The sequence below is a fragment of the Bradyrhizobium sp. UNPA324 genome (assembly GCF_006658635.1).
Classification (GTDB): domain Bacteria; phylum Pseudomonadota; class Alphaproteobacteria; order Rhizobiales; family Xanthobacteraceae; genus Bradyrhizobium; species Bradyrhizobium nanningense.
Map to the genome: position 1 here is coordinate 4,868,819 of NZ_LFJD01000004.1, position 23,263 is coordinate 4,892,081.

At 66.1% G+C, this 23,263-nt stretch carries 22 protein-coding genes; 12 read left to right on the forward strand and 10 right to left on the reverse strand.

The window, feature by feature from the left end; translation table 11 throughout:
• Nucleotides 1–32: 32 nt before the first annotated feature.
• Together UNPA324_RS23345 and UNPA324_RS23350 are read right to left on the reverse strand one after the other, a co-directional pair.
• Nucleotides 33–386, reverse strand: a complete 354-nt coding sequence (locus tag UNPA324_RS23345) for a hypothetical protein (RefSeq protein WP_128916600.1) — start codon at nucleotides 384–386, stop codon at nucleotides 33–35.
• Nucleotides 387–549: 163 nt separating this feature from the next.
• Nucleotides 550–1,350: a hypothetical protein gene (locus UNPA324_RS23350; RefSeq protein WP_164935884.1), complete on the reverse strand. Its 801-nt coding sequence runs from the start codon at nucleotides 1,348–1,350 to the stop codon at nucleotides 550–552.
• 381 nt (nucleotides 1,351–1,731) lie between these two features.
• Between UNPA324_RS23350 and UNPA324_RS35260 the strand changes: the two genes are divergently transcribed.
• Entirely contained in the window at nucleotides 1,732–2,025 is a 294-nt protein-coding gene (locus UNPA324_RS35260) for an antibiotic biosynthesis monooxygenase (RefSeq protein ID WP_014497428.1), read from the forward strand.
• Between the two features lie 176 nt (nucleotides 2,026–2,201).
• On the opposite strand, the gene UNPA324_RS23360 is transcribed toward UNPA324_RS35260, so the two are convergent.
• Nucleotides 2,202–3,647 carry a helix-turn-helix domain-containing protein gene (locus UNPA324_RS23360; RefSeq protein WP_141936125.1) on the reverse strand — a complete coding sequence of 482 codons (1,446 nt, stop codon included), beginning with the start codon at nucleotides 3,645–3,647 and terminating at the stop codon, nucleotides 2,202–2,204.
• Nucleotides 3,648–3,876: 229 nt separating this feature from the next.
• Between UNPA324_RS23360 and UNPA324_RS23365 the strand changes: the two genes are divergently transcribed.
• From UNPA324_RS23365 to UNPA324_RS23375, 3 genes are all read left to right on the forward strand, one after another.
• Nucleotides 3,877–5,511 carry an isocitrate lyase gene (locus UNPA324_RS23365; protein ID WP_141936127.1) on the forward strand — a complete coding sequence of 545 codons (1,635 nt, stop codon included), beginning with the start codon at nucleotides 3,877–3,879 and terminating at the stop codon, nucleotides 5,509–5,511.
• Between the two features lie 30 nt (nucleotides 5,512–5,541).
• A complete protein-coding gene (locus tag UNPA324_RS23370; protein ID WP_028134831.1) occupies nucleotides 5,542–5,751 on the forward strand; it encodes a DUF4170 domain-containing protein in 210 nt (69 codons plus the stop codon).
• Between the two features lie 183 nt (nucleotides 5,752–5,934).
• A complete protein-coding gene (locus tag UNPA324_RS23375) occupies nucleotides 5,935–6,489 on the forward strand; it encodes a hypothetical protein (RefSeq protein ID WP_128916604.1) in 555 nt (184 codons plus the stop codon).
• Between the two features lie 101 nt (nucleotides 6,490–6,590).
• Here UNPA324_RS23375 and UNPA324_RS23380 read toward each other — a convergent pair whose 3' ends face one another.
• Nucleotides 6,591–7,472: a metallophosphoesterase family protein gene (locus tag UNPA324_RS23380; protein ID WP_141936130.1), complete on the reverse strand. Its 882-nt coding sequence runs from the start codon at nucleotides 7,470–7,472 to the stop codon at nucleotides 6,591–6,593.
• A gap of 92 nt (nucleotides 7,473–7,564) precedes the next feature.
• Between UNPA324_RS23380 and UNPA324_RS23385 the strand changes: the two genes are divergently transcribed.
• Together UNPA324_RS23385 and UNPA324_RS23390 are read left to right on the forward strand one after the other, a co-directional pair.
• Complete coding sequence (locus UNPA324_RS23385; RefSeq protein WP_128916606.1) at nucleotides 7,565–8,056, forward strand: NUDIX domain-containing protein; 492 nt, start codon at nucleotides 7,565–7,567, stop codon at nucleotides 8,054–8,056.
• A 149-nt stretch (nucleotides 8,057–8,205) separates the two neighbouring features.
• The gene (locus tag UNPA324_RS23390; RefSeq protein ID WP_128916607.1) at nucleotides 8,206–8,721 is read left to right on the forward strand and encodes a GNAT family N-acetyltransferase; all 516 of its coding nucleotides are present in this window, start codon (nucleotides 8,206–8,208) and stop codon (nucleotides 8,719–8,721) included.
• Nucleotides 8,722–8,886: 165 nt separating this feature from the next.
• Here the strand turns inward: UNPA324_RS23390 and UNPA324_RS23395 are convergent, their stop codons facing one another.
• The 6 genes from UNPA324_RS23395 to UNPA324_RS23420 all read right to left on the reverse strand — a co-directional run bounded on the left by UNPA324_RS23395 (nucleotide 8,887) and on the right by UNPA324_RS23420 (nucleotide 18,941).
• Nucleotides 8,887–11,268: a TonB-dependent receptor gene (locus UNPA324_RS23395; RefSeq protein WP_141936132.1), complete on the reverse strand. Its 2,382-nt coding sequence runs from the start codon at nucleotides 11,266–11,268 to the stop codon at nucleotides 8,887–8,889.
• 147 nt (nucleotides 11,269–11,415) lie between these two features.
• The gene (locus UNPA324_RS23400) at nucleotides 11,416–11,832 is read right to left on the reverse strand and encodes a DUF2946 family protein (protein WP_128916609.1); all 417 of its coding nucleotides are present in this window, start codon (nucleotides 11,830–11,832) and stop codon (nucleotides 11,416–11,418) included.
• Nucleotides 11,833–11,985: 153 nt separating this feature from the next.
• Complete coding sequence (locus UNPA324_RS23405; RefSeq protein ID WP_128916610.1) at nucleotides 11,986–14,049, reverse strand: hypothetical protein; 2,064 nt, start codon at nucleotides 14,047–14,049, stop codon at nucleotides 11,986–11,988.
• A gap of 142 nt (nucleotides 14,050–14,191) precedes the next feature.
• Nucleotides 14,192–17,002, reverse strand: coding sequence for a DUF4159 domain-containing protein (locus UNPA324_RS23410; RefSeq protein ID WP_128916611.1), 2,811 nt, complete (start codon nucleotides 17,000–17,002; stop codon nucleotides 14,192–14,194).
• Nucleotides 16,999–17,943 carry a DUF58 domain-containing protein gene (locus tag UNPA324_RS23415; protein ID WP_141936134.1) on the reverse strand — a complete coding sequence of 315 codons (945 nt, stop codon included), beginning with the start codon at nucleotides 17,941–17,943 and terminating at the stop codon, nucleotides 16,999–17,001. The genes UNPA324_RS23410 and UNPA324_RS23415 overlap by 4 nt, the downstream gene beginning before the upstream one ends.
• The gene (locus tag UNPA324_RS23420; RefSeq protein WP_128916613.1) at nucleotides 17,943–18,941 is read right to left on the reverse strand and encodes an AAA family ATPase; all 999 of its coding nucleotides are present in this window, start codon (nucleotides 18,939–18,941) and stop codon (nucleotides 17,943–17,945) included. Before UNPA324_RS23420 ends, UNPA324_RS23415 begins: the two co-directional genes overlap by 1 nt.
• A 258-nt stretch (nucleotides 18,942–19,199) precedes the next feature.
• Here UNPA324_RS23420 and UNPA324_RS23425 point away from each other — a divergent pair, with 258 nt between their 5' ends.
• The 6 genes from UNPA324_RS23425 (at nucleotide 19,200) to UNPA324_RS35265 (ending at nucleotide 23,236) form a co-directional block, all read left to right on the forward strand.
• Entirely contained in the window at nucleotides 19,200–19,823 is a 624-nt protein-coding gene (locus UNPA324_RS23425; protein WP_141936136.1) for a DUF1285 domain-containing protein, read from the forward strand.
• Nucleotides 19,820–20,491: a CoA pyrophosphatase gene (locus UNPA324_RS23430; protein WP_128916615.1), complete on the forward strand. Its 672-nt coding sequence runs from the start codon at nucleotides 19,820–19,822 to the stop codon at nucleotides 20,489–20,491. The genes UNPA324_RS23425 and UNPA324_RS23430 overlap by 4 nt, the downstream gene beginning before the upstream one ends.
• Complete coding sequence (locus tag UNPA324_RS23435) at nucleotides 20,488–20,751, forward strand: DUF6111 family protein (RefSeq protein ID WP_128916616.1); 264 nt, start codon at nucleotides 20,488–20,490, stop codon at nucleotides 20,749–20,751. Before UNPA324_RS23430 ends, UNPA324_RS23435 begins: the two co-directional genes overlap by 4 nt.
• Nucleotides 20,752–20,761: 10 nt before the next feature.
• Nucleotides 20,762–22,030, forward strand: a complete 1,269-nt coding sequence (locus tag UNPA324_RS23440) for a CCA tRNA nucleotidyltransferase (protein ID WP_128916617.1) — start codon at nucleotides 20,762–20,764, stop codon at nucleotides 22,028–22,030.
• Complete coding sequence (locus tag UNPA324_RS23445; protein ID WP_128916618.1) at nucleotides 22,027–22,797, forward strand: sulfite exporter TauE/SafE family protein; 771 nt, start codon at nucleotides 22,027–22,029, stop codon at nucleotides 22,795–22,797. Before UNPA324_RS23440 ends, UNPA324_RS23445 begins: the two co-directional genes overlap by 4 nt.
• A gap of 268 nt (nucleotides 22,798–23,065) precedes the next feature.
• A complete protein-coding gene (locus tag UNPA324_RS35265) occupies nucleotides 23,066–23,236 on the forward strand; it encodes a hypothetical protein (protein WP_164935885.1) in 171 nt (56 codons plus the stop codon).
• Nucleotides 23,237–23,263 lie beyond the last annotated feature (27 nt).

Below are 23,263 nucleotides of genomic sequence, written 5' to 3' on the forward strand. Positions count from 1 at the left end.
CCGCAAGCGGGGAGAGGTGAAGGCACCTCGCCTTACTTCTTCTTCGCCTTGGCCTTCTTCGCCTTCGGAGCCTTCTTCGCCGGCTTCTCTTCCTTGGCCTTCTTCTCCGGTTTGGCCGCAACCGGCGTGCTGGCGGCGATCCGCATCGACCGCGCGTAGCTGTCGGCGACGTTATCGGCGGACATCTGCAGGCGCTTGGCGGCGGCGGTGGCCTGCTCCAGCGTGGCCTTGGCCATCATCTTGAAGCGGTCGGCGGCGTCCTTGCTCTTGGCCTTGGCCGCCAGGCCGTTGAAGCGATCCCGCCGCTCCTTGGCGCGGGTCATCAGGCCCGTATGCAGCTGTCTGGCCAGTTGCCGGATCACGACATCCAGGTCGGCGTCCGCCATGTTGTTCTATCCTCTTGAAATCAGGTATCGATGCGGGCGGGACTATGCAGATCGGGCCCCGCCTTGGCAATTCCCGGCTGTGCGTCATCCGCAGCTTCCAGCCAGCCAAAACTGAAAAAGCCGCGCATGCCGCGCGGCTTTTTGAAAGTTTCGTCGGGGCGCCTTATTTCAGCGAGGCAACCGGGCCGTTCGACGCCGCCGGCTCAGGGTCGAAGCCGAACACGCCGACCAGATATTTGTAATAGTCCGGCATCTTCTCCTTGAGCGCCTCGCGCGACTTCGGATCGTGGAATTCGCTCTTTCCGGCCAGGAAAATGCTGGCGGTCACCGCGAAGAACTCCATCGGGTTCTTCATCGCATAGGTGTCCTTGGGCAACAGGTCCTTGGACTTGGCCAGGGCGTAATAGGAGATCACGCCCTTGTTGGCGTAGCCGTCCGGCAGCAGCCGCGCATGATAGGCATGAAGCAGCTCGTGCAGCAGCACGGCCTCCTTTTCGTAGCGCATCATGTCCGGGCGCAGCATGATCACGCCGAGCCCGGAATCGACCGCAAGATCGACGGCATTCGGATTGGTCCAGCGCTGCTTGTCCGGGTCCCACACCGTGAGCGTCCGCGGCGCGGTGCGGTGGATGTCCGGCGTGACCCGGCCGTAGCACGCGGTTGCCGCGCCTTCGTCCAGGCAAGCCAGCTCGCTCGCGACGATCGGAACGGTGTGGAAGAAGCGCAGCACGCGCGGTGAGAGGCCGGCGCCTTCGACAAGGTCGATCTGCTGCTTCAGATTGTCGGTGAGCTTGTCGACGTCCTTGCGATCGGAATTCTCCGACAGGTCGAACATGTAGCCGCGATAGCTCTGGAACCCCGGCGGCAGCGGCTGCGCTGCATCGGCATCGAGCGATCCGGCACGGGATGGACTGGCGAAGAGCGCGCCGACGATGGTTGCGGTCAGCAGCAACGCAATGCGCATGATGAACCCCCTGATGTCACTTCGCCCGGCAGAATAGGCCACCGTTGTTTGCGAAAAGTGAGTGGGGCAAGACTAAGGCACCGATGTTGAGGCGTGCTTAACCGCTGGTTGCAGATCGTGCGCGCGGATTAGGGTCGGGTTAACCAAGGCCAATATCGCGAGCTAGCCTATCCCCGTCACCCTGAGGTGGCCGCTTCTTCAGCGGCCCTCGAAGGGCGACGGCCCAGCTGCAGCAGCGGGGGCCGTGTATCCTTCGAGGCTCCCCATGGGACGCGTTGCGTCCCATGCCTCGCACCTCAGGATGACGGGTCGGGCAGTCGGGTGTAGATTCACTTTGAGGGCAGCACGCCCTAACACAGACAGCCGGAAGGGGAGGATGCCATGTATGCCGCCATCCGTCAGGCCAAGGCGAAAAGCGGGAGCGCGGAAGAGCTGGCGCGCCGCATCAAGGACGGCGCCGTTCCGATCATCAGCGACGTCGACGGCTTCCGCGCCTATTACGTCGTCTATGCCGGCGACGACACGGTCACCGCGATCTCGATCTTTGACAAGTTCGAGCAGGCCGAGGAAGCGAACAGACGGGCCATTGCCTGGATTGAAAAGGATCTCGGCCCCCTGCTCGCCGGCCATGCGAGCGCCGCCGCCGGGCCGGTGATCGTGCATACGCTGGCGTGAGGTGCGGCAGTCTCGTGCCCCGGACGCAGCGCAGCGCCCCCGGCGATGCGAGGCATCGTGCGGTGCGCTGCAGAGCCGGGGCCCATGTGGTGTGTATGCGTGGCTCGCTGGGTCCCGGCTCTGCGCAGCAGCGCGAGAGCGCCGTAGCGCGTCCGGGACACGAGAGACGAATATCCTCACAACTCCCGTGCGTTCGAGAATGCAAAGCTCGACACCCGCCGCGTCGTCTCGTCCAAAATCAGCGTGCGCGTGATCGGCGGTTCGGCGCGCTGCGCGCAGTTCTCGCGCTCGCACAGGCGGCAATTGACACCGATCGGCGTGCCCTCGGTTTTCTCGAGGTCCATGCCGGCGGCATAGGTCAGGCGCGCGGCGTGACGGATCTCGCAGCCGAGGCCGATGGCGAAGCGCGGTTGCGGCAGCGGGTGCGGCGCGACCGGGCGGCGCACCATCTGTGCGATCGAGAAATAGCGCGTGCCGTCGGACAGCTCGATCACCTGCTTGAGCAGGCGGTCCGGCGTGTCGAAGGTCGAATGCACGTTCCACAGCGGGCAGGTGCCGCCGAACTTCGAGAACGGGAAGGTGCCGGAGGAGAAGCGCTTGGAGACGTTGCCGGCATTGTCGACGCGCAACAGGAAGAACGGAATGCCGCGCGCGTTCGGCCGCTGCAAGGTGGTGAGCCGGTGACAGACCTGCTCGAAGCCGGAATTGAAGCGCTGCGCCAGCACGTGGATGTCGTAATTCAGGGCTTCGGCCGCAGCCAGGAAAGCCGGATAGGGCATCATCACGGCAGCTGCGAAGTAGTTGCCGAGCGTGATGCGGAACAGCCGGCGCGGCGCGTCGTCGAGCGGTCCGGCACGGCCGATGATGCTCTCCAGGGCTTGCGCGCATTCACCCAAGCCAAGCTGGAAGGCGAGCTGGAAGGCGCGGCCGGGCGGGTCGACCAGCTCGGAGATCAAGAGCTGGCGGCGGTGGCGATCGAAACGCCGGAGCGTCTCTCGCATCACGTCGACAGGCATGATGCGGGTCTGGATCGAATGCTTTTCCCGCAGCCGCGCGGCCAGGGCCGCATAGAGCCCTTCGGCCGGCACGTTCAATTCATCGCGCAAGTTCTCGGCGGCCTGCTCCAGCTCCGGAAAATAGTTGCGATTGGCCTCGATCAGCTCGCGCACGCGCTCGACCGGGTTGCCCTCATAGCGCGTGCCGACGTCGCGGTCGGCCATCTGGGCGGCGGCCAGTGTCTCGCCCTGCCGGGCTTCGGTATAGGCCGCATAGAGCCGCTGCAGCGCATGGGTGACGCCCGGGCAGAGCTCGGCGAGGTCGCGCAGCTCCTGCTTGGGAACGTCGATTTGGCGGAACAAGGGATCGGAGAAGATCTCGTTGAGCTCGGCGAAGAAGCGGTCCTCGTCGGCGGTGGCGAGATCGCGCAGATCGAGGTCATAAGTCTCGGCCAGCCGCAGCAGGATCTGCGCCGTCACCGGCCGCTGGTTCCGCTCGATCAGGTTGACATAGCTCGGTGAGATCCCGAGCCCCTCGGCGATCTGGGTCTGTGACAGCCCCAATTGCTGCCGGATCCTCCGGAAGCGCGGGCCGACGAACAGTTTCTTCCCGGATTCGGCGGCCATGTCTTGAGATCTCCATCTGCATCAGGACAGCTATTCTGACCTATTTTTTACAAACTTTACAAAATAACATCTATTACATGTTCTGATGTTACATGACATCACCAATAAAAGACAAGCCATCTATACGAAGTTTCTGTTTTCGCGTTTAGCTCCTGACACGTATCTCGCAATGCAGTGTCAAGAATGTCGATGGCCAGCCATCGCCATCGTCAGCGAAAGGATCAGGCACATGAACTACCAGCCCCGCGGCATCAGCACCCTCCAGGGCCCGTCGTCGTATCAGGACGAGGTCAAGGCGGCCCAGGCGCTCCTCGAGACCCAGCCGACCTGGAACGGCGTGTCGGCCGAGGCCGTCGCCCGCATGCGCCTGCAGAACCGCTTCAAGACCGGCCTCGACGTCGCCCGCTACACCGCGGCGCTGATGCGCGCCGACATGGCGGCCTATGACAACGATCCGACCAAGTACACCCAGTCGCTGGGTTGCTGGCACGGCTTCATCGCCCAGCAGAAGCTGATCTCGGTCAAGAAGCACTTCGGCGGCAAGACCGATCGCACCTATCTGTACCTCTCGGGCTGGATGATCGCGGCGCTGCGCTCCGAGTTCGGTCCGCTGCCCGACCAGTCGATGCACGAGAAGACCTCGGTGCCGGCGCTGATCGAGGAGCTCTACACCTTCCTGCGTCAGGCGGACTCCCGTGAGCTCAACGATATCTTCCGTCTGCTCGACAAGGCGCGCAAGGAAGGCGACAAGACCCGCGAGAAGGAGCTGATTGCGAAGATCGACAACTTCCAGACCCATGTCGTCCCCGTCATCGCCGACATCGATGCCGGCTTCGGCAATGCGGAAGCGACCTATCTGCTCGCCAAGAAGATGATCGAGGCGGGCGCCTGCGCCCTGCAGATCGAGAACCAGGTCTCGGACGAGAAGCAGTGCGGCCACCAGGACGGCAAGGTCACCGTGCCGCATGAAGTCTTCCTCGCGAAGATCCGCGCTTGCCGCCATGCGTTCCTCGAGCTCGGCGTCGAAGACGGCATCGTCGTGACCCGCACCGACTCGCTCGGCGCCGGCCTGACGCAGCAGATCGCGGTCAGCCACAAGCCCGGTGACATCGGCGACCAGTACAACAGCTTCCTCGACTGCGAGGAAATCACTGCGGAGAACGCCCGCAACGGTGACGTCATCATCAGCCGCAACGGCAAGATGATGCGCCCGAAGCGGCTGCCCTCGAACCTCTACCAGTTCCGCCCGGGCACGGGTGAGGACCGTTGCGTGCTCGACTGCATCACCTCGCTGCAGAACGGCGCCGACCTGCTCTGGATCGAGACCGAGAAGCCGCATATCGAGCAGATCGCCAAGATGGTCGACCGCATCCGCAAGGTCGTCCCGAACGCGAAGCTGGCCTACAACAACTCGCCGTCCTTCAACTGGACGCTGAACTTCCGTTGGCAGGTCTACGACGCGATGAAGGAAGCCGGCAAGGACGTCAGCAAGTACAACCGTGCCGAGCTGATGAAGGCGGAGTACGACGACACGCCGCTGGCGCAGGAAGCCGACGAGCGCATCCGCACCTTCCAGGCGGATTCGGCCAAGCGCGCCGGCATCTTCCACCATCTGATCACGTTGCCGACCTATCACACGGCGGCGCTCTCGACCGACAACCTCGCTCGGGAGTATTTCGGCGAGCAGGGCATGCTGGGCTACGTCAAGAACGTCCAGCGCGCCGAGATCCGTCAGGGCATCGCCTGCGTGAGGCACCAGAACATGGCCGGTTCCGACATCGGCGACGACCACAAGGAGTACTTCGCGGGCGAGGCGGCCCTGAAGGCGGGCGGCGTCCACAACACGATGAACCAGTTCGGCTAACGCAGCACGCTATTGGATAGGAGACCGACAATGACCAAAGGCAGCAATTTCTGGGTGATCGGCGGCGAGTTCGGCTCGATGAACTTCCACAAGCTCGTGGAAGGCTCCGCCCAGGTCAAGGGTCCGTTCAAGACCCGCAAGGAAGCCGAGGACTGCTGGAAGGAGGTCTCGGAAGAGAGCCGCCACAAGGCCGGTGTCCGCTTCTCGATCGTGGAAGAGCCCTCGCGCGTCTCGGCCTGATCGCCTCACTCAAGAAGACGTCCAAGGACGGATGGTCCCATCCAGGCTCTGCCTGGGTGGGATCGTCTGTTTTTGGTACAGGTGAAACGGCTGTGGGCGCCGTAAGTCTCTGGAATTGTAGGCCTTTGCGGAGGGTGTGGTTGCTGATAGGTTAATGGCGGAAAGTCGAGGACGAGGCCGACAATGTCAGAGCCCGAGACCAGCGGGACCCATCCCGGCCAGCCGCGCCCGGTGCGGCTGCGCGATGCGCTGTTGCGCGCGCGCATCGAGGCCGCCGACCGCACCGGCGTCGTGGTCGATCTCAGGGACGCCGAGGTGGCGCGGCTCGAGATCCTCAACGACGCGCTCGATCCCCTGTTCGCGCAGGTGCCTGATCAGATCGACCTGTTCGACCGCGGCATCAGCCAGGGCGATACGCCGCGGCTCTGGATCGACGTCGTCGCCCACATCGTGATGGGACGCGACAAGCGGATGTACCGCTTCGTCCAGGACACCCGGTTCGGACGCATCGTGCTCGCCGAATCGCACGACACCGCGGCGATCGTCGAGGCCGTCACCGACTACGTCGCGCGCCGCATGGTCGAGCGCGAGCGGGCCATGGTGGTCCCGCCCGAACCGCAGGCGCCGGTCACCGCGCTGCCGCGCCGTTCACGCTTCTGGCCGTTCGTGTTCGGCTTCATCCTCGGTGCCGCCGCGCTGTTCGGGCTCGCCGTGCTGGCGGTCTTGCGGAGCTGGTGAAGCTCTCTCCATTGTCATTGCGAGCGCAGCGAAGCAATCCAGGAATCTTTCCGGGGAGGCAGTCTGGATTGCTTCGCTGCGCTCGCAATGACGGCGTGGGACTAAATTAACCGCACATGCTTGATCTGCCCGATCTGAAATCCAGCGCCGAGGCTTCGCACCGTCTGATCGCAGCGCCAGCCGGCATTGTCCTTCTCGATCCTGAACAGATTATACGCCGCCGCCGGGTAGCGTCCGTGCGCGAGCGCGGAGGCCGAGGGCACGCCGAGCGCGGGAATGTTGCCGTTGGGGCCCTCGAACCACACGGTCGAATGAACGTGGTCATGTCCGTGCAGGATCAGCTCGACGCCGTGGCGCTTGAGCAGCGCCAGCAGTGCGGCTGCGTCGGTCATCCGCTTCTGACGCGCGTCGGATTTCAGCGGATGATGCACCAGCAGCACGCGGAATACGTCCTCGGCCGCGAGCCGTTCGAGGACCCCTTCGAGCGAGGCGAGCTGATCGCGTCCGAGCGTGCCCGTCGCCATCAGCGGCAGCGTCGGCACCGCCGTCGACAGGCTGATCAGTGCGAGCGGCCCGCGCCGGCGCACCGAGGGAAAGCCGATGCGGCCGTCGTCACCCGCAAGATAGGGTGCAAAGGTCTCGCCGAAGCGGTGCGAGGTCGCGCGGACGTAGGCATCGTGATTGCCGGGAATCGTGGTGACGCGGTCGGGCGGGCCGACACCGTCGAGCCAGGCGCGGGCGGGCGCGAACTCGGCTTCGAGCGCCAGGTTGACGAGGTCGCCCGTCACCGCGATGTGGTCGGGCGCCTGCGCCTTCATGTCCGCGACCAGCGCGTCGAGCACCTCGCGGCGCTGGTACTTGTGGCGGTTGCGCGTCCAGTTGACGTAGCCGAGCGCGCGCTTGCCCGCGAGCTCGATCAGCCGCGGTTTCGGCAGGGGCGCGAGATGCGGATCGGACAGATGGGCGAGCGTAAAGGGAGCCATGGGGCGCGATTGCCTCGCTATTGCTCCGCTGTAATGGCAAGGTCGCAAGGAACGCGCAAGCAGAGCCTGAACCGCCGCGTCAAGGAAGCCTGATGGGAGAACGTCTGAACCGGATCCGACGGACATGCGAGCCGCTGTTGCGGCGAGTCTTCCACGCTTATTTCCTGGTCGTGCGCGCCATGACGCTCGGCGTCCGCGCCGTGGTGCTGGATGCCGAGAACCGGGTGTTTCTGGTCCGGCACAGTTACGTCAGCGGCTGGTACCTGCCCGGCGGCGGCGTCGACCACGGCGAGACCATGGAACAGGCGATGCGGCGTGAGCTCAAGGAGGAGGGCGACATCGACCTCACCGGTGCTGCCGAGCTGCATGGCATCTTCCTCAACAGCCACGTCTCCCGCCGCGACCACGTTGCAGTCTATGTGGTCAGGCAGTTCAGGCAGAACCGCGTCCCTGAGCCCAATCGCGAGATCGTCGAATGCGGATTCTTCGCGATCACGGCGCTGCCCGAGGGGACCACGCCCGGTACGCGGCTGCGGATCGCGGAAGTGCTGGACGGCCGGCCCCTGATTGCGACGTGGCGCTGACGGCGGGCTGTGCTTGCGCATGAGGATTGTCATTCGACACGAGCAAGCTGAGGTCTCGGAACACCTGTCGGATCGGCGCCAGAAATGGACCTGAGCGCCTTCGCTGCCCAATGGACCGCGCCGCGTTCAGGTGCTATCCCGCGATCGACATGACCGATCTCTCACTGACCATCCTTCCCGAAGCCGCCGGCGATGCCCAGGCGATCGAACGGCTGCACGAACGCACCTTCGGCCCAGGCCGTTTCGTGCTCAGCGCCTACCGAATTCGCGAGCACGTCGACCATCTGCTCGAATTGTCCTTCACCGCCCGCATCGGCACGCTGCTGGTTGGCTCGGTCCGGCAGTTGCCGATCCTGATCGGCGAGACACCGGCACTGCTGCTCGGGCCGCTCACCGTCGAGCCGCCATTCCGCGATCGCGGCATTGGCCGGCTGTTGATGGAGCGCGCGCTGAAGGACGCGAAGGCGAAGGGCCACGCCATCGTGCTGCTGGTCGGCGACGAGCCCTATTACAGCCGCGTCGGCTTCAAGCAGGTCCCCAAGGGCCGCGTCACCATGCCGGGCCCGGTCGACGCCGCCCGCATCCTGGTATTCGAGCTCGTCGACGGCGCCTTCGAGGGCGTGTCGGGAGCGGTGGGTCCGGACTGGAGCAAGGCGCGGGGGTAGATTGCGCCCCTGTGGATTGAGGGCGCCGCGGCGCCGCCTGATACTCCGTCATTGCGAGCGCAGCGAAGCAATCCAGCATCTTTCCGCAGAGACGGTCTGAATTGCTTCGCTGCTTCGCAATGACGGCGTGTATGTCGGGGCCCGCAGCCCCCGACCGGCTCGACGTCAGAACTTGAAGTTCGCAAACGCCCGCACGCCGATACCGGGCATCAGCACCTCGTCCTTGGTGTAGGACACGTGGTTGCGGATGTTCTCGTTGAGGAGATTGTTGCCGACGATGCCGGCCATCATCTCGCGTGCGCCGAACCAATTGCGGTCGAGCTTGGTCTTGTAGCTGATTTCGGCCTTCAACAGATTGTAACCCGCCGTCGGCGTCTCCGCGATCGCGGCGACGTTGTTCTGCGTGAAGGCGTGCAGCAGGTTGACGCGCATCAGCCAATTATCGTCGCGCCAGAACACGCCGCCGCCCATCCGCAAGGGTGGAATGCGCGGCACGTTAGTGCCGTCAGAGAAGGTGGCGCGGACGAAGTCGAGCTGGTTCTCGATACCCCAGATGCCGCCCTGGAAGGCGCCGACGTCGAGCTGCGACTGGAATTCGCCGCCGCGGAAATTCGCATTGCGCTGCGAGTAGACCGCCTGGTTCAACTCGGCGCCCGGCGTGCCGCAGGAGGCAAAGTCGTCATTGCAGGACACGCCGGTGAGGCGGCGGTAGATGAAATTGTCGAAATGCGTGTAGTAGACGGTCGCCTCGAAGCGGAACGGTGCCGCCGCCCTGCGCACGCCGAGCTCGAGGGATTTCGCGGTTTCGATCGTGAGGTTCGGATTGCCGATGTCGAACGTCGCGGTCGCATCGTGGCCGCCGCGCGAGAACAATTCGGCCGCCTTCGGCGCGCGCTCGACATATTGTGCGGTGATGCTTCCGACCATGCCGCCCGGCAGGTCCTGCAGCAAGCCGATGCTGCCGCTCTTCGGCGTGAAGGACGGATTGCGCGAGACCGCCGCCTGCGGCGTGCCGTCGGGCAAATAATCGGCCGGGAAGTCCGGCGTCGTGCCGTGCAGCTCGACGTGCTCGATGCGGCCGGCGACCTGCGCCCGTGTCGCCTCCGTGAACTTGAACTCGTTGAAGGCGTAACCGGCAACGCGGTTGCTGTTGTTCGGGTCCCACAGGCCGTTGAATAGCGTGCCGGGATTGTCAGGGCTCGGCGCGCTCAATTCCTGATGCCCGACCTGAAAGCCCAGCGCGGTCGTCACCTCGGCGAAGCGCGCGTTGAACGGCGTCAGCTGCACCTCGGTGCGGATCTCCTGCTCCTTGTTGGTGAAGGTCTGCCTGATGCCGTCGCTGTTGAGATCGGCGGGATCGGCAAGGCCGATCTCGTTGTGCCGGTAGTCGGTCGCGCCGGCCCAGAAGCGGACTGTGTCGATCGCGGCCGCATCAGGGTGGTACTCGCCCTTGACGTTGATCTTGGTCTGGTGGCCGTCGATCCGCGTCTTGTGGTCGGCGCCGTCGATGCCCGGGATGTGATAGAGCGAGTCGTTCTGCGTGATCGACGCGCCGATATAGCCGCCCTGGAAGAAGTAGGAACCGCCGATCGAGGCGCCGTCCGAACGCGTTGCCGAGTTGGGCTGGCGCCCGTTCACCGGGCGCGACTGATCGTTCAGATAGGGATAGCTCGGAATGGAATAGTCCGAGGTCGTGCGGCCATAGGCATCGGCATGGAAGGCAAAATTGCCGCCGCCGGTGTCGAGCAGCACGCCGCTCTCGACGCCGCGATCGACCGAGCTGAAGGCGGTGCGGGTCTCGGCGGTGACGCAGGGCGAGGTCGCGGCGCTTGCGAGCGGCGCCTTGGTCGGCAGGCCGTAAGCCTGAAACGATGGCGCGCAGGCAGGCAGCGCATCCGGAATCCGGTTGTTGGTGGCGCTGACGACGCCACCGATCGAGGTCGAGCCGTAGCGCAGCGCGGCGGGCCCGCGCACCACCTCGACCTGGTTGGTCGCGAGCGGATCGATCGGGACGAAATGATCTTCGCCGAGATCGGAGGCGCCGCCGCCATTGGTACCGTTCTCGACGATGCCGACGCGATTGACGTCCAGACCCCTGATGATCGGCCGGCTGGACGCGCCGGGAGCAAAACTCGATCCGGTGATTCCGGGCTTGGAGAACAGGAGATCGCCGAGCTGGCCACCGCCCTCGCGGCGGATCTCCTCGTTTGGCACCACCGTGACGGTGGCGAACTGGTTGGTCACGACAGGCAGCACACCCTGCTGAGGCGCGGCGGGCGCGGCGGCTGCCGGCGTTGCTTCGGCCGCTTGCTCGCGGCTGCGCACCCGCGCGGTCCGCGTACCGCGGCCTGCGTTGCGGGATGGCACCACCGCTCTGCGCACGATCGGGCTTGGGGCCGTCACGGTGACGGCAGGGATCTCGGTCGACGATTTGTCTTGCACAGGCGCTTGGGCCGACTCTTGCGCGAATGCGGATGTCGCGGCGGCACCGAGCAGGAGCAGGCTTGCTCCGCCAAGACGCTGCGCGCGTCGCAATTGAAATGACATGGTCCTGATTCCAGTCAGGCGCCGTCCGCACGATGGTCTGCTGATCAGAGGCGGCCTGCCGTCGCGGTGCGACGGAATTCGACTTCAACTTCTCCCGGCTGATCGCCTGAAGCGGCGAGGGCGGGCGTGATCAAGTGATGTTGAGAGTCAGGACGCGGGAGGGGCGCGCGGCTGGAATGCCGCGCCGGCCGATTTCAGATGGAGAAACTCGGCATCGGTGGTGCGGTAGAGCAGGTCGATCGCCTGCGGCAGCTGCAGCAGGGGCGGCGTCGCGAACAGGATCGTGCCCGCCATCGCGACGACGGCACAAATGGCGCAATTGTCTTCGCCCGGTTGCTCGCGGTGGGGGCTTGAGGGCGATTGCTTGTGAACCGCCGCACGATCGACCGCAGCTTGGTCCTTGGCACTGTCCTTGGCGCCGTCGGTCTGCTGGAGCGTCCCTTGCGCAAGCGGTGCGGCCTGCGCGAACCAATGGCTGTGGCCGAACGTCAGCGCGAACTGCACCAGCATCGCGAACAACGCGAGCCGGGCGCCGTGCCTGATATGCGACCGGAACCACTTCATCTGAAAGAGCTACCCCCACATCGCGAGGCGCCAAATCCCGGGGCGTCGCGATGTTATAATGTAACATCGCTCGAACGGTCAGCTGATGTCAACCGCACTCCGGCCCACCCAGCGTGGCTGGCGGACCGATGTGGCGTTAGGGCAACGGAGAGCTTACCTCCCCTCGCGGACCCATGTCGCAGCAAACGCGCCGAGCAGCAGCAGGAGGCCGATCAGGCCGGCAAAGATCGGCAGCACGCCGACGCCCTTCACGACGCTGGCATCACGCATCCTGACCCCCATCCAGCCGTCGCCGGCAAAGACGCTGGCCGAACGCACCGGCAGGATGCGCGGCAGCTCGACGCTGGCGCCACTCGCCACGCGCACGGCGTTGCCGCCGGTCGCTTGCGTCAGCGGCTGCAAGGTATCGACGGTGGAGGTGACTTCCGAAAACTCCTTCGGATTGGTCGGCCCGACATTGATCAGTGCCTTCAGCGTGCCATCGGTCGCCTGCCACAGACCGAGCTCGCTCGCCGGCAAGCTGGCGCGCCATTCGCCGGGATCGCCGGCGCTCAGCGTCAAATCGTGCGACACGCCTGATGGCGAGGTCACGTTCACCGGCTGGACGCTGTCCGCCATGGTCTGGCGCACCACGACGAGGTCCTTGCCCTGGACCTGGAGGCGCAGCGCCTCCTCGTCGAGGTCGGGCTGCTTCATCAGCCAGTGCGACATCCGCCTAAGCAGGTCCAGATGCGGGCCGCCGCCCTCATAGCCGCGCGCCCACAGCCAGATGTGGTCGGAGAGCAGCAGCGCGACGCGGCCGTCACCGAAGCGCGACAGGAACAGGAGCGGCTTGCCGTCGGCGCCCGTCATCACCGGCGGATTGACGGAATTGCGGGTGTCGACCGTCCTGAAGAAACGGCTCCAACGCGGCGGCTCGGAGGCCGAGCCCTCCAGGGCGCGCGTGACCGGGTGGCGTTTGCCGAGATCGGACAGATGCGCGTAGAACGGCTTTTCCGTCACGCCGACCGGTTCGGCCGGCAGCACCGTATCCAGCGGCGTGCGCCAGATGCTGGTGTTGGAGGCGTAGTCGGGGCCGGCCGAGACCAGCACCGCGCCGCCCGAGCGCACATAGCGCGCGATGTTGTCGAAATAGGCGATCGGCAGCACGCCCTGACGGGCGTAGCGGTCGAAGATGATCAGCTGGAATTCGTTGATCTTCTGCTGGAACAATTCGCGGGTCGGAAACGCGATCAGCGACAATTCGTTGATCGGCGTGCCGTCCTGCTTCTCCGGCGGACGCAGAATGGTGAAGTGCACGAGGTCGACGCTGGCGTCGGACTTCAAGAGGTTGCGCCAGGTGCGCTCGCCAGAATGCGGCTCGCCGGAGACCAGGAGCACCCGCAGCTTGTCGCGCACGCCGTCGATGGCGACGACGGCGCGGTTGTTCACCGGCGTCAGCTCTCGCTCGAGCGGGGAGGCCTCGATCTCGACGATGTTCGGACCGGCATGCTTGATGTCGACGTCGACACTCGCGGCCTGGCCGCTCGACAGCGTGCGCTCGTTGATGACCTCGCCGTCCCTGCGGATCGTGACCTTGGCGCGCTCGCCCGTGACGCCCTGGTCGTCGAGGCGGTAGCTGATGGTCTGGGTCTGTCCGACGATGCCGAAGCGCGGCGCGGCCGTGATCGCGATGCGGCGGTCGCGCTCGTCCTTCTGGCCGGTCACGAGCGCATGCACCGGCGCCTGGAAGCCGAGCGCGGCGGCGCTCGCCGGAATGTCGTGGACGCGGCCGTCGGTGATCAGGAACGCGCCGGCGACACGGTCGACCGGCACGTCGGACAATGCCGAGGCGAGGGCGCCGAACAGCTTGGTGCCGTCGGTCTCGCCATCGGCCTGTCCGGCATCGACGACGCGCACCTCCAGCCCCTTGATCTTCTTCAGGCTGTCGACCAGCGCTTCCTGCGCTTGCGCGGCTTCACGATTGCGGCTGCCGAAATTCTGGCTCGGACTCTTGTCCACGACGATTGCGGCGACCGAGGTGAGGGGATCGCGGTCCTCGCGGGTAAACGAGGGGTTGGCGAGCGCCAGCAGGAACAGCGCCAGCGCGGCCACGCGCACGGCGGCGCCGCGCGCCCGTGCCACCAGCAGCACGAGCGCGACGACGACGATCGCGGCGAGCGCGAGCCACAGCACGATCGCGGGGACAAGCGGCGTGAAGGCGATACCGTAATTCATGGCGTCACTTTCTCGGCATCGTCATGGCCGGGCTTGTCCCGGCCATCCACGCCTTGCCACGCGGCACGAAGAACGTGGATGCTCGGCACAAGGCCGGGCATGACGGCTTTCTGTTTGGCGAACACCCAATTCGAAACCCGCATCATTGCCCCAGCCGTTCGATCAGGGCCGGTGCGTGCACCTGGTCGGCCTTGTAATTGCCGGTCAGCGTGTACATCACGATGTTGGCGCCGGCGCGGTAGGCGAATTCGCGCTGGCGGGTGTCGCCGCCGGTCACCGGCAGCATGGCCTGGCCGTCGGGCCGCACGGCCCAGGCGCCGGCAAGATCATTCGAGGTGATGATGATCGGCGAGACGCCGTCGCCGCCGCGGGCCGGCCGCTGCGCGGCGGCGTCCTCGTCCTCGTCTTCGCGCGGCAGGGTCTCGACCCAGGTCTGGCCGGTAACGAAGCGTCCGGGGAAGTCGCGCAGCAGATAGAAGGTCTTGGTCAGCACGTGCTCGCGCGGTACCGGCTCGAGCTCGGGCACGTCGAGCGAGGACAGGATCTCGCGCAGCGTCTGCATGGCGGGGGTCTGCGCCGCGCCGTTCGCACCGGGCGGGGCCTCGATCGCATCGCGGGTGTCGAACAGCACGGTGCCGCCCTGCTTCATATAAGCGTCGATCTTGTTGATGGCGTCCTGCGGCGGCTTGGGCGCGCCCGGCACGATCGGCCAGTAGATCAGCGGGAAGAAGGCGAGCTCGTCGCGCGCGGGATCGACCCCGACGGGATCGCCGGCCTCGAGCGCGGTGCGCTGGGCCAAAAACAGCGTCAGCCCGTTCATCCCCGCTTTGACGATGGAATCGACGTCGGCATTGCCGGTTACGACATACGCGAGGCGGGTTTGCGCCGTCGCTCTCATCGCGAAATCGTCCGTGGTGCTGTCGGCGCGTGACGGCGTCGGCGAGAGCGATGCGAATAGCAGGCCAAGCACGATCATTGCAGGCGCGGCGCGGCGGCGCAGCAGAGCGGCGATTCCCCCGCCGAGCACCGCGACGATGATGGCGTCGATCAGGAACAGCGCGAGTGCCGTCGACAGCAGCCAGCCGCGCAGGTCCCGCGGCTCGGCATTGGTGTAGGTGGCGTGCCGGGCGCGCAGGCTCGCGGTGTTGAGGGCCGCGATGCGGTCGGCGCTGGCAAGCGTGTTCACGGCGAGCGGTCCTTCTGCCGGGCCGTAGAAGCCCGGCGGATGATCGGATGTGGCGCGGTCGCGGTAATCCGCGGGCAGCGGCTTTGCGGTCGCCGGCGGCGGACCGAAGGCGCCAAAACCGTCGAGGATGTGCAGCGGCGCCACCGTCTCGGTGGTCGCTTCGCTGGCAGCGCCTGCGCCGGGCTTGGACGTGTAGCCGGACATGTCGACCACCCGCCGCAGCATTTCGACGAAGGTGCCGGACATCGGCAAATCCGACCAGCGCATGTCGGCGCTGACGTGGAACAGGCTGACCAGCCCCTTGCCGCGATGCTCGCCGGTGACGAGCGGCGTGCCGTCTTCCAGCGAGGCCCAGCTCTTGGTGGCGAGCACCGCGTCGGGCTCGGCCAGCACCTGGCGGCTCACGGTGACGTCCTTGGGGACCGCGATGCCGGCAAACGGGCCGTCGGCCGCAAAGGTCGCAAGATGCTGCGGCTTTTCCCAGGTCAGGCTGCCGCCGAGCGTGCGGCCGCCCTTGCGCAGCTTGACCGGCACGAGGTCGTCTTCGGCCTGCGCCAGCCTTGGACCTGCGAACCGTACCAGCACGCCACCCTGGTCGATCCAGGCGTTGAGACGCTCGCGCAGCTCCGGCGCGATGGTGCCGACATCGGCGAGGATGATCATCGGCAGCTTCTGGTCCAGGAATTGTGTGATGCCCTGCTGCGGCGCCCCCTTGTCGGCGAGCCTGACGTCGGCGAATGGCGCCAGCGCGCGGGTGAGGTAGAAGGTCGGCGCCAGCAGCGGCTGCGCGGTCTCGCTGGTCGAGCCCGAGACGATGCCGATGGCGCGGCGGCGCCAGCGCTTGTCGAGCAGCTGCACCGCGCCGGCAGAGCGCTCGCCCGAGATCTCGAGCCGCGTGATGTCGTTGCGCAGCTCGACCGGCAGATCGAACGCGGCGTCGGTCTCCTTGTCCTGCGGACCGAATGAGAAACGCGCTTCGCCGATCGGCGAGGCCTTCTGGTCCAGCGCGCGCACGGTGCCGATCGCGATGCCGCTGTCGGTGCGCAGCACCTTCACCGTCATCCTGGCGGCGGCGTTCTCGGCCGCGACCAGCGCCAGCGGCGAGGAGGTGCCGCCTTCGAAGATGGTCAGGCTGCGCTCGCCGATGGTCTTGCCGAGGCCGGTCACGAAGTCCTCGCCGCGGCCGGTGTCGACGCCGTCGGACAGCCAGGCGATCTCGCAATCGCCGGTGGCTTTCAGGAAACGGTCGACCGCGGTGAGCGTCTCGACGCGGTCGATCGAATAGGGCTTTGGCGCGAGCTGCCGCAGCGCGACGCGCGCCGCGCCCGCCGGCATCAGGGTGATGTCGCGGTTCGGCTCGGACAGCGGCACCAGCGCGATGGCGCGGCGGTCGTTATCGGCATTGGCGATCAGCTCGTCCGCAGCCCTGATCCTGACGTCCCAGTGCGATGCGGCGCTCCAGCCGTCGTCGAACATGATCATCAGCGGCGCCTTGCTGCCGGCGAGGCCCGTTTGCGGATTCCAGATCGGGCCGGCGGCGGCGAAGATAACCAGCGCCGCGGCAAGCAGGCGCAATGCGGTCAGCCACCATGGCGTCCGCGAGGGCGTCTCCTCGCGTGGGGCGATGTCGAACAACAGGCGCGTCGGCGGAAACTCGATGCGGCGCGGCCGCGGCGGCATCACACGCAGCAGCCACCATAGCACCGGGAGGCTGACGAGGCCGATCAGCAGCAGCGGTTCGGTGAAGGCGAGCGGCAGTCCCATCATGCGACCGGCCCCGCCTTGATGGTCGTGGTGCGGGCGCCGGACTTGCTCACCTGCATGCCGGCATGCAGGAACAGCAGCAGCTCGGCGGCGGAGCGGTCGGTGGCGTGCGTCGTGAACAGCCAGTCCAGCTTGTTGGTCTCGGCGCGGATCTGGTCGCGGTGCAGCGCGAGCCGCGCGGTGTAATCCTGCGCCCAGCTCTCGGCGCGGCCGGCGGTGACCACGCCGAACCCTTCGGGCTCGACGAACTCGACGCGGCCGGAATAGGGGAACGATTCTTCGGCGGGATCGACGATCTGCACCAGCGTGCCATGCGCGCCCGAGCCGGAGAGCCCTGCGAGCGTCGTCCTGATCTCGGAGATCGGCGACCAGAAATCCGACAGCACGATGGTCTCGGCGAGCGCGGCAGGCACGAAGGACGGCGGCAGGCTGAGACGATCGGCATCGTCATGCAGCATCGCCTGCGCCATCTTGTCGATGACGCTGCGGCTCGCCGTCGGCGCCATCAGCCCGGGAATCCCGACGCGTTCGCCGCCGGAGACCAAGAGTTCGGCCAGCGCGAAGGCAACGATCAGCGTCCGTTCGAGCTTGGACTCGCGCGCGGTCTTCGAGGCGAACGCCATCGAGGGCGAGCGGTCGGGCCAGATCCAGACCGTGTGCGAGGCTTCCCATTCGAGCTCGCGGACGTAGAGATGGTCGTCGCGCGCCGAGCGCCGCCAGTCGACGTTCTGCGACGGCTCGCCGGAGACGAAGCGGCGATATTGCCAGAAATTTTCGCCGGAGCCGGCGCGGCGCCTGCCATGCAGGCCGTGGATGACGTTGGCGGCGATACGGCGGGCTTCGAGCACCAGGCGTGGCAAGGACGCGGCGAGCGTGCGGCTTTCGCCATCGGCACGTCGGATCGCGAGTATCTCCTTCGCCGTGTGCCCGTTCTCCGCTGCCATCAACCGATCCGTGTCTTCAATTGCCGGATCACGTCCGGAATCGTGCGGCCTTCGGCGCGCGCCTGGAACGTCAGCGCCATGCGGTGCTTCAGCACGGGCTCGGCGAGATCGAGCACGTCGTCGACCGAAGGCGCGAGGCGCCCGTCGATCAGCGCACGCGCGCGCACGGCCAGCATCAGGGATTGGCTGGCGCGCGGGCCGGGGCCCCAGGCGATGAACTTGCCGGCCTCACCGGCGTCGGGACCCGGACGGGCCGAGCGCACCAGCGACAGGATCGCCTCGACCACGGAATCGCCGACCGGCAGGCGCCGGATCAGCCGCTGCGCGGTGATCAGCGCATCCGCCGTCATCGCGCCCTTGGCAAGTGTCTCTTCCGCGCCGGTGGTCTCGAACAGGATGCGGCGCTCGGCGTCGCGATCGGGATAGTCGACGTCGATCTCCATCAGGAAGCGGTCGAGCTGCGCTTCGGGCAGCGGGTAGGTGCCTTCCTGCTCCAGCGGGTTTTGCGTGGCGAGCACGTGGAAGGGCTTTGGCAGGTCGTGGCGCGCACCGGCGACGGTGATGTGCTGCTCCTGCATCGCCTGCAGCAGCGCCGACTGCGTGCGCGGGCTGGCGCGGTTGATCTCGTCCGCCATCAGCAGCTGCGCGAACACCGGACCCGAAATGAAGCGGAAGGCGCGCTTGCCCGTCGTGCTCTCATCCAGCACCTCGGCGCCGAGAATGTCCGACGGCATCAAATCAGGCGTGAACTGGATGCGCTTGGCATCGAGGCCGAGCGTGACGCCGAGCGTCTCGACCAGCTTGGTCTTGGCAAGGCCGGGTACGCCGATCAAGAGCGCATGGCCGCCGGAGAGGATGGTGACCAGCGTGTTTTCGATCACGCGATCCTGGCCGAAGATGACGGACGCAATCGCATCCTTCGCTGCGCGAATCTGGCTCGACACCTGCTCGGCCGAACGAACGATCCCGTCCTCGAGTTTCTCGACACTCTCCGCCATCCGTTCGCTCCTTCAGCCCGCCATGCGGCTTGCCTGGGCCGTCATGTCATCGCATCACGTCAGATCATGGGCCTATGCTAGACTTGCAGGAAGGCCATGTATTCGTTGAATTAACCTATCCCCACCTTATCGGCTTCGGGTTATGTACGGCATCACGAAGTGGCGACCTCCCACACCGGACTATTCCGGATGGAACCGTGCACCTAAGTACAACGTAGACCTGCACCAATCGTGCCAAGGACAAAGTCAGGGCAAACCATGGCGAACCAAGGGCAGAGCGCCAATCACGGTCTCGAAGGGCTGACGACCGCTGCCAAGAACGCTGCCAAGAATGCTGCCAATGCCGAAGGCGCCAAGAAGGGCCTGCCGCCGGTGCATCTGTGGAATCCGCCGTTTTGCGGCGATCTCGACATGCGAATCGCCTCCGACGGTACTTGGTTCTACTTGGGCACGCCAATCGGGCGTCCCGCGCTGGTGCGGCTGTTCTCGACCATCCTCAAGCGCGAGGGCGACAAGCATTTTCTCGTGACGCCGGTGGAGAAGGTCGGCATTCGCGTCGACGATGCGCCGTTCATGGCGGTCGAGATGCAGAAGCACGGCGAGGGCCACCATCGCGTGCTGAGCTTCCGTACCAATGTCGACGACTGGGTCACCTGCGATGCCGCGCACCGGCTACGCTTCGAGCAGGCGGCGGATGGCGGGCTGACGCCCTACTTGCATGTCCGTGCCGATCTCTGGGCCAAGGTCACGAGGGCGCTCTATTACGATCTGGTTGACATGGGTGAGGAGCGGATGGTCGATGGCCAGCCGATGTTCGGCGTCGAATCATCCGGCGAATTCTTCGCCATGGCCGATGCGGAGCAGGTGAGGGCCGCGCTTTGAACAAGCCTACGCTGACGACCGACCCGGTTGCGCTCGGCGCGGCGGATTTCTTCGCCCGCTCGAAGGCGAAGCTCGGCTTCGACGTCCCGGCCGGCCTCTACGATCCCAACATCATTCCCGCCTCGGGCGATCCCGGCACCGACAAGATGCTCGAGATCGTCGCGCGCGAGCAGCCGGTGCGACCGGCGGCGGTCCTGATCGCCGTGGTCGACCATCCCGAGCCGACCATCCTCTTGACGCAGCGCGCGGCGCATCTCAACGACCATGCCGGCCAGATCGCCTTTCCCGGCGGCAAGATCGACGTGACCGATTCCTCGCCGCTGGACGCGGCGCTGCGCGAGGCCGAGGAGGAGGTCGGGCTGTCCAGGGACTTCGTCGAGCCGCTCGGCTATCTCGATCTCTACGGCACCGCCTTCGGCTTCCGCATCCTGCCGACCGTAGCTAAGGTGCGGCCCGGCTTTTCGCTCACCATCAACCATTCCGAGGTTGATGACGCCTTCGAGGTGCCGCTATCCTTCCTGATGAACCCGGTGAACCATCAGGTGCACAGCAAGGAATTCCGCGGCATGGAGCGGTTCTACTACGCCATGCCGTTCGCGGAGCGCTACATCTGGGGGGCCACGGCCGGAATGCTGCGTGTGCTGTATGAGCGGATCTATTCATCATGATCCGGCCGGTTCTGACCGAGATCGGAATCTTCCTCATTCCCTTTGCCGTCTATGCACTGTTTGTGGCCGCGACGCGCTCCGGCCTGTTCGCACGCTCGTCCTGGCCGGTCTATGTCGTCGCCCGCCTTGCCTTGGTGGCGCTCGCGCTGGTGATCGCGGGCCTGATCGGCTTCGCGCATTTCTCCGGCGCCGCGCCAGATTCGACCTACGTTCCCGCCCATATCGAGAACGGCAGGCTGGTGCCGGGCGTGGAAAAATAGGGGCAGCACGATGAGCGCAGAGCCGTTACTTGCGCCGGTTCTTGCCGATGCGCCCTGGCTGATCTCGGGCGGGACCGCGCGCGTTCTGCAATTGCTCAACTCTGACGGCGAGGAGGCGCGGGTGGTCGGCGGCGCCGTGCGCAACGCGCTGCTCGGCCTCGTGCCCGGCGACATCGACATCGCGACCACGGCGCGGCCTGAGGAGGTGATGCGGCGCGCCAAGGCCGCCGGCATCAAGGGCGTGCCGACCGGGATCGATCACGGCACCGTCACGCTCGTCATCGACAGCCACCCCTATGAAGTCACGACGTTGCGCGAGGACACCGAAACCTTCGGCCGCAAGGCCAAGGTCGCGTTCGGCCGCGACTGGGTGAAGGACGCCGAGCGGCGCGACTTTACCATGAACGGCCTGTCGGTCGACGCAAGGGGCGTGGTCTACGACTATGTCGGCGGCATCGCGGATGCCAAAGCGCGCCGCGTGCGCTTCATCGGCGATCCCGACCAGCGCATCGCCGAGGATTATTTGCGCATCCTGCGCTTCTTCCGCATCCACGCCGCTTTCGGCGCGGGCGAGCCCGACCGCTACGGCTATCTCGCCTGCATCCGCGGCCGCGCCGGCCTTGCCAGCCTCTCGGCCGAGCGGGTGCGGATGGAGATGTTGAAGCTCTTGGTGGCATCGGGCGCATCCGCGGCCGCGCTGGCCATGGCCGAGGGCGGCCTGCTGCAGACGCTGGTCGGCGGCGTCGTCTACACCGGGCCGCTGACGACGATGATCGCGATCGAGCGCGAGCTCGGCCTCGCGGCGAGCAGCACGCGGCGCCTCGCCGCGCTGACCGTCGCCGTGACCGAGGATGCCAAGCGCGTCGCCGCGCGGCTGCGGCTCTCCAATGCCGAGACCAAGGCGCTGGATTCGATGGGCCACCGCTGGTGGCGCCTCGCCATCAAGGACGAAGCCAATGCACGGCGATTGCTCTACCGGCTCGGCGCCGAGCGCTATCACGACCGCGTGTTGCTCGGCTGGGCGAGGAGCGGCGGCGATGTCACCTCCACGCGCTGGCGCGCGCTCGCTGAGCTGCCGCAGCGCTGGACTGCGCCGAAATTTCCGCTGAAGGCCGCCGACTTCATCGCCCGCGGCATGGCGGAAGGGCCCGGGCTCGGGCATGTGTTGACACTCGCCGAGGACGCTTGGCTTGCGGCGGATTTTCCCTTAGAGCAAGCCGCACTCGCTGCCATCGCCGATCAAGCTGCGGCCCGCATCAGCCGCGACGAGAGAACGTGACCATCGTCTCAGCCTTCGCCGACATCTCGATTTTTCAGCTCCTGCTGGTCGCGTTGATGGCGCTGTTTGCTTCGATCATCGGTGGTCTCGCCGGCTATGGCACCGGCGCCTTGATGCCGCTGGTGCTGGTGCCGCTGGTCGGCGCCGAGCCCGTGGTGCCGATCATCGCGATCTCAGCCATCTTCACCAATTGCAGCCGCGCGGTTGCTTATTTGCGCTACGCCGACCGCCGTCGCGCGCTGATCGTGCTTGCCTGCGCCGCGCTCACGACCGCGCTCGGCGCCTACGGCTACACGCGGCTGACCAATGCGGGCGCCGCGCTCGTGATCGGCACCATGCTGATTCTGAGCGTGCCGCTGCGCCGCGTGCTCCGCCGCCGAGAGGTCAAGATCTCCGACAGCGGCCTTGCCGCCGGCTCTGTCGGCTATGGCGTCTTGGTCGGCGGCACCTCCGGCTCCGGCGTGATCCTGCTCTCGCTGTTGATGGCCGCCGGCTTGGAGGGCGCCGCCGTGATCGCGACCGACGCGATGATCTCGCTCGGCACCGGCCTGATCAAGATCTCCGTGTTCGGCCTCGCTGGCGCCGTCACCGCGCAGGTGCTCGCCTTTGCGCTGCTGATCGGCGCGATCGCGATCCCCGGCGCGTTCCTGGCAAAAGCCTTTGTCGAGCGGATGCCGGTGCACATTCACACCGCGATCCTCGATGTGGCTGTCGTCACCGGCGGGCTGGTGATGATCTCGGCGGCGGCGAGGCAACTCTTGATCTAGCGGGCCCAATTGGCGTTGGCGCCTAAACTGAGTATCGAGCCCGGCACTCATAAGCGTCGGCCTCCGAGCGCGAAACGGGTTCGTCCGGCTCATCTGTCCGCGACAGTTTACGACCCAGAGGCGACGCGGGCCTAGGTTCGCAGGACCTGGTTGCCTGTCTGTTCCATCGGCCCCTTGGTGGTGGCGAAGCACCGGCAAGTATACCTCTGTATGATCCAATTGCGGAGCTCATGGAGTAGCATCGCTGCTGTCTTGAGGGGACTTTACTATGGACCTGCTCCGCGCAGAGAAGATCGCAGAGATCGAAAATAATTCGGACCGGAAATGTCGTGTCTGCGACAAGCAGCTAGTGCTGGTTCGCGCGATACTGAACATGGAAACCGGAAATCTCATCCACCTGTTCGAATGCGAATGCGGCGAACGCATCTGGAACGACTGAGGCCGCCTCAGTTGGCGGCCTAGTCAT

Coding starts and splice junctions, on each gene's coding strand:
- UNPA324_RS23350 (WP_164935884.1), bottom strand. CDS start 1,350: ATGCGCATTGCGTTGCTGCTGACCGCAACCATCGTCGGCGCGCTCTTC.
- UNPA324_RS23360 (WP_141936125.1), bottom strand. CDS start 3,647: ATGGCCGCCGAATCCGGGAAGAAACTGTTCGTCGGCCCGCGCTTCCGG.
- UNPA324_RS23385 (WP_128916606.1), top strand. CDS start 7,565: ATGGGAGAACGTCTGAACCGGATCCGACGGACATGCGAGCCGCTGTTG.
- UNPA324_RS23365 (WP_141936127.1), top strand. CDS start 3,877: ATGAACTACCAGCCCCGCGGCATCAGCACCCTCCAGGGCCCGTCGTCG.
- UNPA324_RS23375 (WP_128916604.1), top strand. CDS start 5,935: ATGTCAGAGCCCGAGACCAGCGGGACCCATCCCGGCCAGCCGCGCCCG.
- UNPA324_RS23395 (WP_141936132.1), bottom strand. CDS start 11,268: ATGTCATTTCAATTGCGACGCGCGCAGCGTCTTGGCGGAGCAAGCCTG.
- UNPA324_RS23390 (WP_128916607.1), top strand. CDS start 8,206: ATGACCGATCTCTCACTGACCATCCTTCCCGAAGCCGCCGGCGATGCC.
- UNPA324_RS35260 (WP_014497428.1), top strand. CDS start 1,732: ATGTATGCCGCCATCCGTCAGGCCAAGGCGAAAAGCGGGAGCGCGGAA.
- UNPA324_RS23425 (WP_141936136.1), top strand. CDS start 19,200: ATGGCGAACCAAGGGCAGAGCGCCAATCACGGTCTCGAAGGGCTGACG.
- UNPA324_RS23380 (WP_141936130.1), bottom strand. CDS start 7,472: ATGGCTCCCTTTACGCTCGCCCATCTGTCCGATCCGCATCTCGCGCCC.
- UNPA324_RS23405 (WP_128916610.1), bottom strand. CDS start 14,049: ATGAATTACGGTATCGCCTTCACGCCGCTTGTCCCCGCGATCGTGCTG.
- UNPA324_RS23420 (WP_128916613.1), bottom strand. CDS start 18,941: ATGGCGGAGAGTGTCGAGAAACTCGAGGACGGGATCGTTCGTTCGGCC.
- UNPA324_RS23440 (WP_128916617.1), top strand. CDS start 20,762: ATGAGCGCAGAGCCGTTACTTGCGCCGGTTCTTGCCGATGCGCCCTGG.
- UNPA324_RS35265 (WP_164935885.1), top strand. CDS start 23,066: ATGGACCTGCTCCGCGCAGAGAAGATCGCAGAGATCGAAAATAATTCG.
- UNPA324_RS23435 (WP_128916616.1), top strand. CDS start 20,488: ATGATCCGGCCGGTTCTGACCGAGATCGGAATCTTCCTCATTCCCTTT.
- UNPA324_RS23410 (WP_128916611.1), bottom strand. CDS start 17,002: ATGATGGGACTGCCGCTCGCCTTCACCGAACCGCTGCTGCTGATCGGC.
- UNPA324_RS23415 (WP_141936134.1), bottom strand. CDS start 17,943: ATGGCAGCGGAGAACGGGCACACGGCGAAGGAGATACTCGCGATCCGA.
- UNPA324_RS23345 (WP_128916600.1), bottom strand. CDS start 386: ATGGCGGACGCCGACCTGGATGTCGTGATCCGGCAACTGGCCAGACAG.
- UNPA324_RS23400 (WP_128916609.1), bottom strand. CDS start 11,832: ATGAAGTGGTTCCGGTCGCATATCAGGCACGGCGCCCGGCTCGCGTTG.
- UNPA324_RS23370 (WP_028134831.1), top strand. CDS start 5,542: ATGACCAAAGGCAGCAATTTCTGGGTGATCGGCGGCGAGTTCGGCTCG.